Origin of the sequence: Allobosea lupini, assembly GCF_900109525.1 — a bacterium.
Classification (GTDB): Bacteria; Pseudomonadota; Alphaproteobacteria; order Rhizobiales; family Beijerinckiaceae; genus Allobosea; species Allobosea lupini.
This window is the reverse complement of record NZ_FOAN01000009.1, coordinates 46060-60308: the sequence shown is the minus strand read 5'-3', so window position 1 is coordinate 60308 and position 14249 is coordinate 46060. Positions and strand designations below refer to the sequence as shown.

The following is a 14249-nucleotide window of genomic DNA, read 5'->3' as shown; positions in this document are numbered from 1 at the left end:
GATGGCGGCAAGCTTCATTAACTCTTCGGCCCTAGCGTCGCGGACGATGCTCACATCACCGACGCAGGGCTAAGGGCCGCCGTATGCCGCTCTCGGACGCCGAAGCCAGACGCCTCTACGATCAAGCAGCGCTGATGGCCTGCATCGGCGCCTGGGAATGTCGGCTCGCCGATACGCGCCTGAGCTGGACCGACGGCATCTACGACCTGTTCGGCCTGCAACGCGGCTGCGCGATCAATCGCCGCTCGATCGTCGAGCTTTACCATGACGAGTCCCGCGCCGAGATGGAACGCCTGCGCAGCCGGCTGATCACCAGCGGCCAGGGCTTCGTCATGGACGCCCGCATCTGCACCACTGCCGGCGCCGAGCGCTGGATGCGTCTCTCCGCTTCCGTCACGCATGAGCACGGACGGGCGGCCCGCATCCACGGCGCCAAGCAGGACATCACCGGCGAGAAGGACATGTGGCTGGGCCTGCGCCGGCTCGCCTATAGCGACCCGCTGACCGGGCTCGCCAACCGCCGCGCCTTCGAGATGCAGCTCTCGGACCTGCGCCGCCACACCGGCGATTCCAGCGCGCTCGGCCTGCTCGCCATCGTCGACCTCGACAACCTCAAGCCGATCAACGACCGCCTCGGCCATGCCGCGGGCGACGAATGCCTGCGCCAGATCGCCATGCGGCTGGAAAGCGCGCTCAGCGATGCCGCGATCATCGCACGCATCGGCGGCGACGAATTCGGCCTGCTTCTCTGCTCGGCCGCCGGACGTCCCTATCTCCTCCACCGGCTGGAACAGGCGCAAGCGGCGCTATCGCGCCCGGTCGCCTGGCGCGGCACGACCATCGAGGTCAGCGCCTCGATCGGCGCCACCATCCTGCGGCCGGGCCTGCTGCACGATCCCGAGCGGCGCTTCGCCGAGGCGGATTCGGCGCTCTACGTCGCCAAGGCCGCCGGCCGCAATTGCCTTCGCCTGTTCGGCGATCCCGTCGAGGTCGCGGGCGACGTGGCGATGGTCAGCGCCGGCGAGATGCGTGTGGTCTGAGCGAGGGGTCGGCTGCAGGATCGCTAGCGTCGGCTGCCGATCTCGAGCAGGCCTCAGTCGGCATGCCGCCATACCTTCGCTGCCGAGATTATGAGGATCATAGCGAGCAGCGGCAGCCAAGTTGCGGCGGATGCAGATCATCCAGGACAATCTCGACCGCCAGCGCTACGGACGCAGCGGCAGTTACGGTCGCGGCTATGGGCGTGGTTATGGCCGCCATGGGGAGGCTTACGGCTATCGGCGCGGATATGGCGACGGCTACCGCCGCCCCCGCTACGACCGCTGGTGAATCGAGCAGCGGCCTCGCCGGAAAGCGGCGCCGCTCTCCCTGCCAACTACCCCTTCACAAAAAAGCGTGGCCTCTGTCGGAACCCTCGCCCCTCCTGCGTCCTTGAGGCGACAGACCGCCATCCGGTCTGGTGAGAGAGCAAGGAGCATGGCGATGAAGGTCACCCAGAATCTCTGGTTCGACAAGGACATGGAAGCTGCGATCAGCCTCTACACCTCGCTGATCCCGGACTCGGCCCTGGAATGGACCAGCGCCCTCCCGGCCGAATCCCCGAGCGGGCCGGCCGACAGCGTCAAGATCGCCGCCTTCACCATCGGCGGCCAGCGCTACCAGGCCTTCGAGGCCTGGCGCTCCGACGCCTTCAACCACACCTTCTCGATCTTCGTGGAATGCGAGACGCAGGCCGAGATCGACCGTCTCTGGGAGGCACTCGGCGAGGGCGGCAAGTTCGAGCAGTGCGGCTGGCTCCAGGATCGCTGGGGCGTATCCTGGCAGATCGTACCCAAGCGCCTGGGCGAGCTCACTCGCGATCCCGACCGCGCCAAGGCCGGGCGCGTCGCCGAGGCGATGCTGAAGATGGTCAAGCTCGACATCGCCGGGCTGGAAGCGGCGGCGAAGGGTTAGGATTCGACCTTCCAATCGCCCTCATCCTGAGGAAGCCGCGTAGCGGCTTTCGCGAAGGAAGCTCCGGCAGGCTCCGGAACCAGCCGGAGCATCTTCCGTGACGCACTCCTACGGAGCGCTCTTCAGGATGAGAGCTCCACTAGGCCCGGAAGATGCGTAAATCAGGCCGCTTGCGCCCGTGCCGCGGCCAGTGTCTTCAGCTTTGCCCCGACCTCGGCGATCGCCAGGATCGCCGGCACGTATTCCTGCCCGAGCTCGGTCAAGGCGTACTCGGTCGAGGGCGGCGTGGTCGGCACCACCTTGCGCTGAACGACGCCCTTCTCCTCCAGCGCGCGCAGCCGCGCGCTCAGCATCTTCGCCGAGATCACCGGCATGTCGCGCCTGAGTTCGCCGAAGCGGCGCGGCCCGCCTGACAGGAACCAGATCACGTTCGGCGTCCAGGCTCCGCCGAGCACCTGCATGCAGGCGCCGACATTGCAGGTCTCCGGCTGCGCCGCGGCGCGATTCTTCCTGAGTTTCAAAGCCATTGCGATCAGGTCTCCGGTTACCGGGAGGATACCGGAAAACGCAGTTACAACAAGTTACCCCGTATACAGGGGTAACTGCGTCGGCCTAGCTCTCCGCCATTCGTCAACGCGGATGAGGACATTGCCGTGAAGCTCTACTATGCCCCGGGCGCCTGCTCGCTCTCGCCCCACATCGCCCTGCGCGAAGCCGGCCTGCCCGTAACGCTTGAGAAGGTCGATCTCCTTGCTGGCCGGACCGAGACCGGCGCCGACTATACCGCCGTCAATCCGAAGGGATATGTTCCGGCGCTGCAATTCGACGACGGCACCGTCCTCACCGAGGGCGCGGTCATCGCCCGCTATATCGCCGATCTCGCCCCGCACGCCGCTCTCGCTCCCAAGCCCGGCAGCTTCGAGCGTATCCGGCTCGAGGAGATCATGAACTTCATCGGCAGCGAGCTGCACAAAGCCTACACGCCGCTCTTCCTCCCCGACACCAGCGACGAGGGCAAGACGATCGCACGCGCCCGCGTTGCCAGGAAGCTCGGCTATATCGAGACCATCTTCGCCGGCGGCCGTGAGCATCTCCTCGGCGAAGCGTTCAGCGTTGCCGACGGCTATCTCTTCACCATCGTCAACTGGTCTGAAAGCCGCGGCGTGCCGCTCGACGCCTTCCCGAAGCTGCGCGCCTTCATGGAGCGGATCGGCGCCCGCTCCAGCGTGCAGGAGGCGATGCGGGCCGAGGGCCTGCTCCAATGAGCGCCGATCCGCGTTTCGCAGAGATCGTCGCTGTGCTCGGCGACTATTTCGACGGCCTCCATCACAGCGATGCCGACAAGCTCGGCCGGCTTTTCCACCCGCAGGCGATCTATGCCTGCGGGACGGAAGGCAGCCTGATCCATCTCACCATGGATCAGTACCTGCCCATGGTGGCCAAGCGCCCTTCGCCGGCCAGCCGCGGCGAGCCCCGGCGCGACCGCATCCTCTCGATCGAATTCGCCGGCCCGGTCACCGCGCTGGCCCGCGTCGAATGCGCCATCGGTCCAAAGCGCTTCACCGACCTCCTCAGCTTCATCAGGCTCGACGGGCGCTGGCGCCTGATCGCCAAGGTCTTCCATTTCGACCTCGACGAGGCGGTCGCCTGAACGGCCGAGAGACACGGGCCGCCGGCGGATGTCGACGCCGGCGGCCAGTCGATCGCTCGCCGGCCTCGTGACGCACAGTCACCCCAATGTCGTACGACCTGCCTAAGGACTCCGCTGGCCAGGTGGGGAGACAGGCACGGAAAAAGCGCGCGCGTCCATTGCCGGGCCCGCGTGTAGAGCTGTGCCGTGACGTCTCGACCCGGGCGCAGACGCGACCGCGCACACTTGTCGGAGTCGAGAGCATGCAAGTCGATATCTTCACGCAGGTGATCGTGCCTGTGATCGGCGGCCTGGGCATCTTCATGCTCGGCCTCGAATTCATGAGCAACGGCATCCAGAATCTCGCCGTCAACAAGATGCGGGCGTTGCTCGCCAGAATCGCCGGCACGCCGGCCAAGGGCGTCCTCGCCGGCACCTTCATCACCGGCATCATCCAGTCCTCGACCGCGATGACCGTCATGGTCGTCGGCCTCGTCAATGCCGGCGTGATCGGCCTGCGGCCTGCGATCAGCGTGATCATGGGCGCCAATATCGGCACGACGCTCGGCAACGGCCTGATCGCGCTGCCCCTCGGCCCGCTCGGCCTGCTGCTCGCCGGCATCTTCGCGCTGGTCCACATCTTCGCCAAGACCGACAAGGTCAAGAACATCGCGCTCGCCTGCATGGGCTTCGCGCTGATCTTCTACGGCCTCAATCTGATGACCGGCGGCCTGCGCCCGCTTCGCAACATGCCGGAGGTGATGGGCGTCATCTCCTCGCTGAAGGCCGACACCTATCTCGGCCTGCTCTACTGCGTGCTGATCGCCGCCGGCATCACCGCGATGATCCACTCCTCCTCGGCGACGATCGGCATCGTCATGGGCCTCGGCGCCGCCGGCATCCTCGACTGGAAGACCGCCGTCGCCTTCTCGCTCGGCGCCGATCTCGGCACGACCATCACCTCGTGGATGGCCTCGCTCAACCTGACCAAAAACGCCAAGCGCGCGGCTTATGCCCATATCTCCTTCAACATCATCGGCGTCGCCATCACGATACCGCTGTTCTTCGTTTCCATGGACGTGCTGACCTGGGCGATGCAGTGGTTCGGCGGCGATCCGGGCGTGGCGGTCGTCAAGGACGGCAAGGAAACCTTCCCGCTCATCCCGGTCGCGATCGGCCTCTATTCGACCTTCTTCAACATCTTCAACACCGTCCTGCTCTTCCCCTTCGTCGGCGTCTTCGAGCGCGTCCTGATGAAGGTCGGCGCCACGGCGACGGACGAGATCGAGGACTATTCGGCGCCACGCTTCCTCGCCAAGGCGACCGATCATGCCCATGCCGTCGCCAACATCCAGAAGGAGACCGGCCGCTATCTCCAGGCCGCGCAGCTCTTCCTCGACATCGCTCGCAGCAAGCCGGATGCGCCTGAGAAGAGCGACGAGCACTACGCTGCCATCGACATCCTGAACCGCGATATCCGGGCCTACACCTCCGGCATGTTCACGCCCGAGATGCCCTATGCCCGCGCCGACCTCGTCGCGAGCCTGATCGAGGAAGAGGATTTCACCGCCAGTCTCGGCGAGACCCTCTACCAGATCGCCCGCCGCATCGAGCGCCAGCCCTTCGGCGCGCCCGGCCGCGAGATCGTCGACAGCGTCGTCGACCAGGTCGCCGAGGCAATGCGCGCAATCCTGCCGGCCGGGCCGGATGCTCCGCTCGTTTCCGCCGAGGCCGAGCCGCGCATCGCCGCCCTGACGAGCGTCCGCGAGCGCTGCCTGCGCCTCGGCGCCGAACTGCCCTGGGTCGAGCGCGGCGCGATCCTGGCGCTGCTCGGCTCGGCGGAGCGCGCCTACTTCCTGATCGAGCGCATCGACGCCGAGCGCCGTTCGGTCTCGCGCGTCGTGCCGGTGACGGAGACCAGCCAGCAGAGCCAGGAGGTCGGCGGTTTCGGCGCGGCTGCCGTGCCGGCCTGAGCGATCCGCTCCTCATCTGACCGTGGACAGGCCGCCATCGTGCGGCCTGTTTGCTGTTCCAGCTGAAGTTTTGTCGCGATTGCGGGCGAAGGGAAGCGATCCGCAATGACGGTGCAATGCGCGAATTGTCGCCTGCTCGCCCCAAAAGGCGCGGCGATCGATGGATACGAGGACAGCTATCATGACGTCGAAGGCGATTTTCCTCCTGGCACCCGCTCTGGCGCTCCCGGCCGCCGCCTGGGCCGATGACGGCCTGACCTGGGGGGTCCGGCAGGATGGCGAGGGCATCGTCGTCGCCTATGAGATGCCGCAGACCGACGACCAGCGCCTGTTCTTCTCCTGCGATTTCGCCAGCAAGAGCCTGACCGTGCGGATCCCCTTCTTCAAGGAGGGCATGAAGGACAACGCCGTCACGACCGCCAAATTCTCGTCGAGCGGCGGGCAGGCGGATGTCGGCATGAAGCTGATCAGCGACGAGATGGGCAATCACTTCGAGGCGACGACGACGCTGTCGCCCGCACTCCAGGCGGTGCTGCGCAAGGGCAAGAGCCTCACCCTGCGCATCGAGGGCGAGACACAGAACTTCCCGCTCGCTGCCGGCCAGAAGGGCTTTGCCGTGCTGGCACAGCGCTGCGGCGGGTAAGTCAGTTCCAAGTAAGGCGCGGGATCCCCTCTCCTGAAGGAGAGGGTTCTCCGCGCCTCAGCTTCACGGCCCAGATGGGTTATCTGCTCGCTGCGGCGCGAAAGCCATGGCTCTTCGCGCCCCACGCGACCGCGAATGTCGCGATCAGCAACGCCGCCAGCACCCACGGGAACGGCGCGACGCCAAAGCCGCTCAGCAGCAATCCGCCGACGATGCCGCCGCCGGCAATGGCGAGATTCCACGTGGTCACCAGCATCGACTGGGCGACGTCGGCGGCTTTGCCCGCCGCCCTGGCGGAAGCGGTCTGGAACAGCGTCCCGGCCCCGCCGAAGGCCAGCCCCCAGACGGCGACCGCGCCATAGATCACCGCTGGCACCGTGCCTGCCAATCCGAGCGTCAGGGCGGAGAAGCCGAACAGCGCGACGCTCGCCAGGACCAGCTCGCGCAGCCATCGATCGATCAGGGCGCCGGTGATCCAGATGCCGAGCAAGGAGGCAAGGCCGAAGACCAGCAGCACGACATCGGTCCGATCCTTGAGGCCAGCCGGCTCAAGGAAGGGCGCGATATAGGTATAGAGCGTGTTGTGGGCGAGCACATAGGCGAAGACGACTAACAGGACCGGCCGGACGCCCGGCAGCGTGAAGACCGCCGTCAGCGCGAACTCCTGCCCTCGCTTCTGGCCGGGAAAATCGGGCACCTTGGCCAGAACCCAGAAGACCAGGAGCACCGTCAGCCCGCTCATCACGCCGAAGGTCCAGCGCCAGCCCAGCAGCGTGCCGAGGAAAGTCCCCGTCGGGATGCCGAGCGAAAGCGCCAGTGGCGCTCCGACCATGGCGATCGCGATCGCGCGGCCCTGCAGATGGTCCGGCACCATGCGGGCGGCATAGCCGGCCGCCAGCGCCCAGAGCAGCCCCGCGCTCATGCCGGCGACGAAACGGGCGACCAGCGTGACGGCATAGCTGTCGGAGATGGCCGTCACCGTGTTGACGACGGCAAAGCCGCCGATCGCGATCAGCAGCAGCGTGCGCCGCGGCCAGCTCTGCGTGGCGATCGTCAGGGGAATGGCGGAGACGAGCGAGCCGACCGCATAGGCGGTGACGAGCTGGCCGATCAGTGCCTCGGATCGACCGAGGCTCCCGGCCATTTGCGGGAGCAGGCCCGATGGCAGGATTTCGGTGAGGAGCGTGATGAAGGCCGCCATGGCGAGCGCCAGCAGGCCCCCTAATGGCAGTCTTGCCTCGCTCGTGCCGGCCGAGATCGTGTTCGTCGCTGATGTCATGGCGGTAGCGCCTTCGAAGATGGGGTGGCGCTTGAGGTAGCTGGTTCCCAATGAACGAAAAACAGGACACAACTCATGACACTTTGGACATTCCCGTCATGACTGGGTGACCGCCGCATGGATAGCCTGGGAGCACTCTTCGCCTTTGTGCATGCGGCCGAAGCGGATGGTTTCACCGAGGCCGGCCGCAAGCTCGGCATCTCCGCCTCGGCCGTCAGCAAGGCGGTGGCGCGGCTGGAGGATCGGCTCGGCGCCAGGCTGTTCCACCGCTCGACCCGCAGCGTCACGCTGACGCCGGAAGGCGCGATGTTCCTCGAGCGCTGCCGACGCATCCTCTGCGAATATGAAGCGGCCGAGCTGGAACTCTCTCGCAGCCGGGCGACGCCGCAAGGAAAGCTGCGCGTCAGCCTGCCCTCGATGAGCATGATCCCGATCGCGAAATTCGCCGCCTTCAAGCGGCGCCACCCCGAGATCGAACTCGAGCTCGATGCCACCGACCGGGTGGTCGACGTCATCGGCGAAGGCTTCGATGTCGTGCTCCGCACCGGCGAGCATGCCGATTCCCGATTGATGACCCGCACACTCGGCCATTTCAGCCAGGCGCTGGTCGGCTCACCCGACTATTTCCGCAGGATGGGCACGCCGGAGACGCCGGAAGACCTCGCCCGGCACAGCTGCCTCGTCTACCGCTACGCCAATACGGGCAAGCTCCACCAATGGCCCTTGTCCAGAGGCGGCGAGCTCGCGCAGGTCGAAATCCAGCCCAGCGTGGTGACGAACGCGCTCGAAGCGCAGATCGGCCTCGCCGAAAGCGGGCTCGGCATCGCCTGCGTTCCCGACCTGTCCGTCGCTGGGCACCTGCAGCGCGGCTCGCTCGTCCGCATCCTCGCTGGCTATGTCGAGGCGCGGACCAAGTTCAGCGTGATGTGGCCGGCGAGCCGCTACGCCTCGCCGAAGCTGCGCGCCTTCGTGGACTTCGCGGCCGAGGAATTCCTGGCCGCGTGATCCAGCTGCCTTGCCGGCAGCGGGCCAGCGATCACTCTGCCGCCTCCGCATAGGCGCTCGGCTCATAGTTCAGGATCGGCGCCAGCCAGCGCTCGACCTCTCTGATATCCATGCCCTTGCGGACCGAGTAATCCTCGACCTGGTCGCGCTCGACCTTGGCGACGCCGAAGTAATAGGCGTCAGGATGCGAGAGATAGAGGCCGGAGACCGATGAGCCCGGCCACATCGCATAGCTCTCGGTCAGCTTCACGCCGATGCGCGGCTCGGCCTGGAGCAGCTCGAACAGGGTCGCCTTCTCGGTATGGTCGGGCTGGGCCGGATAGCCCGGCGCCGGCCGGATGCCCTGGTATTCCTCGCGGATCAGGTCCTCGTTCGAGAACGCCTCGTCCGGCGCGTAGGCCCAGAACTCGGTGCGCACGAGCTGGTGCATCCGTTCAGCGAAGGCCTCGGCAAAGCGATCAGCCAGCGCCTTGACCATGATCGAGCGATAGTCGTCATTGTCGCGGGCGAACTTCTCCGAGATGCGCTCCTCCTCCGCCCCGGCCGTCACGACGAAGGCGCCGATATAGTCGGGCCGCTCGATGCCCTCGGGCGCGACGAAGTCGGAGATGCACATGTTCGGCTTGCCGTCGCGCTTGGAGAGCTGCTGGCGCAGGCCGTGGAAGGTCGCAAGCGTCTCCTGCCGGCTCTCGCCGGTATAGAGCCGGATATCGTCGCCGACGGCGTTGGCCGGCCAGAAGCCGATCACCGCCTTCGGATTGAACCAGCGCTCCTCGACGACGCGCTTCAGCATCGACTGCGCATCGTCCCAGAGCGCACGCGCCGCCTCGCCCTGCTTCTCGTCTTCGAGAATTGCCGGGAAACGGCCTTTCAGCTCCCAGGTCTGGAAGAACGGCGTCCAGTCGATCAGCGGCACGAGATCGGCGATGTCATAGGTCCGGAAGACGCGGGTGCCGAGGAAGGTCGGCTTCGGCGGCCGGTAGCCGGCCCAGTCCGGCTTGAAGGCGTTGGCGCGCGCCTTGGCCAGCGGCAGGCGCTGCTTGTCCGCCTCCGAGCGGCGATGGGCGGCGGCAACCTTCTCGTATTCGGCCTGGATGCCCTCGACATAGGCAGGCTTCTGCTCCTGCGAGAGCAGGCTGGAGACGACGCCGACGGCGCGCGAGGCGTCGGTGACGTAGACCGCCTGACCCTGGTTGTAGGCCGGGTGGATCTTCACCGCGGTATGGACGCGGCTGGTCGTCGCCCCGCCGATCAGCAGCGGGATGTCGAAGCCCTCGCGCTCCATCTCGGAAGCGACCGTGACCATCTCGTCGAGCGAGGGCGTGATCAGCCCGGAGAGGCCGATGATGTCGACCTTCTCCTTGCGCGCGGTATCGAGGATCTTCTGCGTCGGCACCATGACGCCGAGATCGATCACCTCGTAATTGTTGCACTGGAGCACGACGCCGACGATGTTCTTGCCGATGTCGTGGACATCGCCCTTCACCGTCGCCATCAGCACCTTGCCGGCAGCCTGGCGCTCGGCGCCGCCGTTGAGGCGCTTCTCCTCTTCCATGTAAGGCATGAGGTAGGCGACGGCCTGCTTCATCACGCGGGCGGACTTCACCACCTGCGGCAGGAACATCTTGCCGGCGCCGAACAGGTCGCCGACGACGTTCATCCCGGCCATCAGCGGGCCTTCGATGACGTGCAGCGGCTTCTCGGCCTGCGCCCTCGCCTCTTCCGTATCGCGGTCGATGAACTCGGTGATGCCGTTGACCAGCGCGTGCTTGAGGCGCTCGTGCACATCGGCTTCGCGCCAGGCGAGGTCCTTGCCCGAGACCGCCGTCGAGCCGTCGCCCTTGAAGCGCGGGGCGGCATCGAGCAGCCGCTCGGTCGCGTCCTTGCGACGGTTGAGGACGACGTCCTCACAGAGCTCGCGCAGTTCGGGATCGAGATCATCGTAGCTGCCGAGCTGGCCGGCATTCACGATGCCCATGTCCATCCCGACCTTGATGCAGTGGTACAGGAAGACCGAATGCATCGCCTCGCGGACCTTCTCGTTGCCGCGGAAGGAGAAGGACAGGTTCGAGACGCCGCCGGAGATATGCGCGTGCGGCAGCGTCTCGCGGATGGTGCGGGTCGCGTTGATGAAGTCGTTGCCGTAGTTGTCGTGCTCCTCGATGCCGGTCGCCACCGCGAAGATGTTCGGATCGAAGATGATGTCCTCGGGCGGGAAGCCCGCGACCTCGGTCAGCAGCTTGTAGGCGCGCGTGCAGATCTCGATCTTGCGCTCATAGGTGTCGGCCTGGCCTTTCTCGTCGAAGGCCATCACGACGACGGCCGCGCCGTATTGCCGGCAGATCCGGGCGTGCTCGAGGAAAGCTTCCTCGCCCTCCTTCATCGAGATCGAGTTGACGATCGGCTTGCCCTGGATCGTCTTCAGGCCGGCCTCGATGACATGGAACTTCGAGGAATCGACCATGATCGGCACCCGGGAGATGTCCGGTTCCGAGGCGATCAGGTTGCAGAACTCGGTCATCGCCTTCTCGGAGTCGAGCAGGCCCTCGTCCATGTTGATATCGATGACCTGGGCGCCATTGGCGACCTGGTCGCGCGCCACATCGAGCGCGGCGGCGTAATCGCCATTAGTGACCAGCTTGCGGAACTTGGCCGAGCCGGTGACGTTGGTGCGCTCGCCGACGTTCACGAAGGGAATCGTCTCGTCGAGCGTGAACGGCTCGAGGCCGGCAAGCCTGAGGTAAGGCTTCGGCTCCGGAATGGGGCGCGGCGCCTTGCCGGCGACGGCTTCGGAGATCGCACGGATATGGCCCGGCGTCGTGCCGCAGCAGCCGCCAACCATGTTGACGAAGCCGGCATCAGCGAACTCGGCCAGCATCTTGGCTGTCGCTTCCGGTCGCTCGTCATAGAGGCCGAACTCGTTGGGCAGGCCGGCATTGGGATAGGCGCAGACCAGCGTTCCGGCGACGCGCGACATGTCCTTGATATGGGCGCGCATCTCGCGGGCACCCAGCGCGCAGTTGAGGCCAACCGTCAGCGGATCGGCATGGCGCACCGCGTTCCAGAACGCCTCGACCGTCTGGCCAGAGAGCGTCCGGCCGGAGAGGTCGGTGATCGTGCCGGAGATCATCACCGGCAGTTTCGAGCCCTTCTCGCGGAAAACCTCCTGGATCGCGACGATCGCGGCCTTGGCGTTGAGGGTGTCGAAGATCGTCTCGATCAGCAGCAGCTCGGAGCCACCATCGATCAGCCCGCGCACCTGCTCGGCGTAGGCATCGCGCACCTGGTCGAAGGTGACGGCGCGGAAACCGGGATTGTTGACGTCGGGCGAGATCGAGAGCGTGCGGTTGGTCGGACCGATCGCGCCGGCGACGAAGCGGCGGCGGCCGTCTTCCTTGCGGGCGATCTCGGCCGCCTCCCGCGCGATCCGGGCGCAGGCGACGTTGAGTTCGTAGACGATCGCCTCCATGCCGTAATCGGCCTGGGCGATCGAGGTGCCGGAGAAGGTGTTGGTCTCGACGATGTCGGCGCCGGCCCGGTAATAGGCCAGGTGGATGTCGCGCAAGGCATCCGGCATCGTCAGCGCGATCAGGTCGTTATTGCCCTTGAGGTCGTGGTTCCAGCCCTTGAAGCGCTCGCCGCGGAAATCCGCTTCGGTTAGCTTCAGGTCCTGGATTTGCGTCCCCATCGCGCCGTCGAGGATGAGGATGCGTTCGGAGGCGGCCTGGCGCAGGGCGCGCTCGACTTCGGTGCCGTCGGCGAGTGTGGGCTTGTAGTCGGACATCAGTCTACTCCGCCGCAACCTGCTGCGCCTGCGCCTTCTCCGGCTTCAGGCCGACGAGATGGCAGATCGCATAGACCAGGTCGGCCTTGTTCATCGTGTAGAAATGCAGGTCGGAGACGCCGCGATCGATCAGGTCGAGCACCTGCTCGGCGCAGACGGCGGCAGCCACCAGCCGGCGCGTCGCCGCATCGTCCTCGAGCCCTTCGAAGCGGTCGGCCAGCCATTGCGGCACGCTCGCCCCTGTCCGGCGGGCAAAGCCGGCGGTCTGCTTGAAGTTCTGCACCGGCACGATGCCGGGCAGGATCGGGATATCGATGCCGCTGGCGCGAACCTTGTCGAGATAGCGGAAATAGACGTCGTTATCGAAGAAGAACTGGGTGATCGCCCGGGTCGCGCCGGCATCGACCTTCTTCTTCAGCGCATCGATGTCGGCATCGAGCGAGGCCGCCTCCGGGTGCTTCTCGGGATAGGCCGAGACAGTGACCTCGAACTCGCCGATCTTGCGGATGCCTTCGACCAGGTCGGAGGTCTGGTGATAACCTTGCGGATGCGGCTCATAGGTCGAGCCGAGCCCGCCGGCCGGGTCGCCGCGCAGCGCCACGATATGGCGCACGCCCGCCGCCCAATAGGAGCGGATGACATCGTCGACCTCGGCGCAGGAGGCGGAGACGCAGGTCAGATGCGCCGCCGGCTTCAGGGCCGTCTCGTCGATCATGCGCTTGACGGTGTTGTGGGTGCGCTCGCGGGTCGAGCCGCCGGCGCCATAGGTCACCGAGACGAAGGCCGGGCCAAGCGGCTCCAGCCGGCGCACGCTGTCCCACAAATTGACCTCCATCTCCTCGTTCTTCGGCGGAAAGAACTCGAAGGAGACGCGCGGACGGCGCGAGCCGTGGCGACTGGGGCGGAAAGCGTTCATCACGCAACCTCACGATCGAACTGACGAATCGGAAAATCACCCTGGAGGCGCCTGTCGCGCCCACGCCAGAGCATCACACCAAGCTGGCCACTCACGCCGTCGGCAGCGGTGACTTCCTCGGCGAGATCGCAATCGAGACCGGCCTCGGCGAACCAGGCTGTGATCTCGTCCTTCTCGAAGCCGAGCCGGCGATGGGCGTGCTCGGTGCGCAGGAACTCCATCTCGTGCGGCGCGAAATCGACCAGGATCAGCCGCCCACCCGGCGAAAGCAGTGCCGCCGCCTCACGCAAGGCGCGGCCGGGATCGTCGAGGAAGTGCAGCACCTGGTGCACGATCACAAGATCAAAGGAACCGCGCGCGAACGGCAGCGCGTAGATATCGCCCTGCCGGAGCTCGACCCGCGACAGGCCGGCCTTTTCGAGGTTGGCGCGGGCCACCGCCAGCATGGCATGGCTGGCATCGACGCCGACCGCGCGGGCCGCCTTCGGCGCGAGGCGCTCAAGCATGCGCCCCGTGCCGGTGCCCAGATCGAGCAGCGCCTGAAATGGCGTTTCGCCGACTGCAGCCTCGACGGCGGCTTCCACGGCGGCGTCAGGCACGTGCAGCGAGCGTAGCTGATCCCATTCCCTGGCGACATTGGCGAAATAGGACTGCGCCGCCGCGGCCCGCGATGCACGCACCGCGGTCAGGCGCTCGCGATCAGCCGCCAGAACCGGGTCGGCAGGATCGAGATCGCGAGCGAGCGTCAGCGCCAATGCGCCGCCGGGCGTCGCGTCGTCGAGCCTGAAGAAGGCGAAGGCCCCTTCCCGCGAGCGACGCAGCAGCCCGGCTTCCGCCATCAGCTTGAGATGGCGCGAGATGCGCGGCTGCGATTGGCCTAGGATGTCGGTGAGATCGGAGACAGAGAGCTCGCCTTCCGCCAGCAGCGCCAGGATCCGCAAACGGGTCTCCTCGCCCGCCGCACGCAGCGAGGCCAGCAAGGTCGGCAGCGAATGGTGGGAGCGGCGGGTCACCAGCGAACACCTCGAAATTCGGTGAAAGATATAAAGATATCTTTATGTCAGAT

13 protein-coding genes are annotated in these 14249 nt (G+C 66.4%); 8 read left to right on the top strand and 5 right to left on the bottom strand.

The window, feature by feature from the left end:
• The first annotated feature begins 83 nt into the window (after positions 1-83).
• The 3 genes from BMZ21_RS23380 to BMZ21_RS23375 all read left to right on the top strand — a co-directional run bounded on the left by BMZ21_RS23380 (position 84) and on the right by BMZ21_RS23375 (position 1953).
• Positions 84-1040, top strand: coding sequence for a sensor domain-containing diguanylate cyclase (locus BMZ21_RS23380; RefSeq protein ID WP_091840384.1), 957 nt, complete (start codon positions 84-86; stop codon positions 1038-1040).
• Positions 1041-1170: 130 nt separating this feature from the next.
• Complete coding sequence (locus BMZ21_RS30470; protein WP_167561726.1) at positions 1171-1329, top strand: hypothetical protein; 159 nt, start codon at positions 1171-1173, stop codon at positions 1327-1329.
• Positions 1330-1482: 153 nt separating this feature from the next.
• Positions 1483-1953 carry a VOC family protein gene (locus tag BMZ21_RS23375; RefSeq protein WP_091840381.1) on the top strand — a complete coding sequence of 157 codons (471 nt, stop codon included), beginning with the start codon at positions 1483-1485 and terminating at the stop codon, positions 1951-1953.
• A gap of 161 nt (positions 1954-2114) precedes the next feature.
• Here the strand turns inward: BMZ21_RS23375 and BMZ21_RS23370 are convergent, their stop codons facing one another.
• Complete coding sequence (locus tag BMZ21_RS23370) at positions 2115-2480, bottom strand: winged helix-turn-helix transcriptional regulator (protein WP_091840378.1); 366 nt, start codon at positions 2478-2480, stop codon at positions 2115-2117.
• A gap of 126 nt (positions 2481-2606) precedes the next feature.
• On the opposite strand from BMZ21_RS23370, the gene gstA reads away from it, so the two are divergent.
• The 4 genes from gstA to BMZ21_RS23350 all read left to right on the top strand — a co-directional run bounded on the left by gstA (position 2607) and on the right by BMZ21_RS23350 (position 6199).
• Complete coding sequence (gstA, locus tag BMZ21_RS23365) at positions 2607-3218, top strand: glutathione transferase GstA (RefSeq protein WP_091840375.1); 612 nt, start codon at positions 2607-2609, stop codon at positions 3216-3218.
• The gene (locus tag BMZ21_RS23360; RefSeq protein ID WP_091840371.1) at positions 3215-3604 is read left to right on the top strand and encodes a nuclear transport factor 2 family protein; all 390 of its coding nucleotides are present in this window, start codon (positions 3215-3217) and stop codon (positions 3602-3604) included. Before gstA ends, BMZ21_RS23360 begins: the two co-directional genes overlap by 4 nt.
• 242 nt (positions 3605-3846) lie before the next feature.
• Positions 3847-5556, top strand: coding sequence for a Na/Pi cotransporter family protein (locus BMZ21_RS23355; protein WP_091840369.1), 1710 nt, complete (start codon positions 3847-3849; stop codon positions 5554-5556).
• 181 nt (positions 5557-5737) lie between these two features.
• Entirely contained in the window at positions 5738-6199 is a 462-nt protein-coding gene (locus tag BMZ21_RS23350) for a hypothetical protein (protein WP_091840366.1), read from the top strand.
• A gap of 79 nt (positions 6200-6278) precedes the next feature.
• Here BMZ21_RS23350 and BMZ21_RS23345 read toward each other — a convergent pair whose 3' ends face one another.
• Complete coding sequence (locus BMZ21_RS23345) at positions 6279-7478, bottom strand: MFS transporter (RefSeq protein WP_091840364.1); 1200 nt, start codon at positions 7476-7478, stop codon at positions 6279-6281.
• A 117-nt stretch (positions 7479-7595) separates the two neighbouring features.
• Between BMZ21_RS23345 and BMZ21_RS23340 the strand changes: the two genes are divergently transcribed.
• Positions 7596-8483, top strand: coding sequence for a LysR family transcriptional regulator (locus BMZ21_RS23340; RefSeq protein ID WP_091840361.1), 888 nt, complete (start codon positions 7596-7598; stop codon positions 8481-8483).
• Between the two features lie 31 nt (positions 8484-8514).
• Here BMZ21_RS23340 and metH read toward each other — a convergent pair whose 3' ends face one another.
• The 3 genes from metH to BMZ21_RS23325 are packed head-to-tail and all read right to left on the bottom strand — an operon-like array spanning position 8515 to position 14196.
• Positions 8515-12267, bottom strand: coding sequence for a methionine synthase (gene metH, locus BMZ21_RS23335; protein ID WP_091840359.1), 3753 nt, complete (start codon positions 12265-12267; stop codon positions 8515-8517).
• Positions 12268-12271: 4 nt separating this feature from the next.
• Complete coding sequence (gene metF, locus BMZ21_RS23330) at positions 12272-13183, bottom strand: methylenetetrahydrofolate reductase [NAD(P)H] (protein ID WP_091840357.1); 912 nt, start codon at positions 13181-13183, stop codon at positions 12272-12274.
• Entirely contained in the window at positions 13183-14196 is a 1014-nt protein-coding gene (locus BMZ21_RS23325) for an ArsR/SmtB family transcription factor (protein WP_208862360.1), read from the bottom strand. Before BMZ21_RS23325 ends, metF begins: the two co-directional genes overlap by 1 nt.
• Between the last annotated feature and the right edge of the window lie 53 nt (positions 14197-14249).

Coding starts and splice junctions, on each gene's coding strand:
- BMZ21_RS23340 (WP_091840361.1), top strand. CDS start 7,596: ATGGATAGCCTGGGAGCACTCTTCGCCTTTGTGCATGCGGCCGAAGCG.
- BMZ21_RS23370 (WP_091840378.1), bottom strand. CDS start 2,480: ATGGCTTTGAAACTCAGGAAGAATCGCGCCGCGGCGCAGCCGGAGACC.
- BMZ21_RS23375 (WP_091840381.1), top strand. CDS start 1,483: ATGAAGGTCACCCAGAATCTCTGGTTCGACAAGGACATGGAAGCTGCG.
- metF (WP_091840357.1), bottom strand. CDS start 13,183: ATGAACGCTTTCCGCCCCAGTCGCCACGGCTCGCGCCGTCCGCGCGTC.
- BMZ21_RS30470 (WP_167561726.1), top strand. CDS start 1,171: ATGCAGATCATCCAGGACAATCTCGACCGCCAGCGCTACGGACGCAGC.
- BMZ21_RS23380 (WP_091840384.1), top strand. CDS start 84: ATGCCGCTCTCGGACGCCGAAGCCAGACGCCTCTACGATCAAGCAGCG.
- BMZ21_RS23350 (WP_091840366.1), top strand. CDS start 5,738: ATGACGTCGAAGGCGATTTTCCTCCTGGCACCCGCTCTGGCGCTCCCG.
- BMZ21_RS23345 (WP_091840364.1), bottom strand. CDS start 7,478: ATGACATCAGCGACGAACACGATCTCGGCCGGCACGAGCGAGGCAAGA.
- BMZ21_RS23360 (WP_091840371.1), top strand. CDS start 3,215: ATGAGCGCCGATCCGCGTTTCGCAGAGATCGTCGCTGTGCTCGGCGAC.
- metH (WP_091840359.1), bottom strand. CDS start 12,267: ATGTCCGACTACAAGCCCACACTCGCCGACGGCACCGAAGTCGAGCGC.
- BMZ21_RS23355 (WP_091840369.1), top strand. CDS start 3,847: ATGCAAGTCGATATCTTCACGCAGGTGATCGTGCCTGTGATCGGCGGC.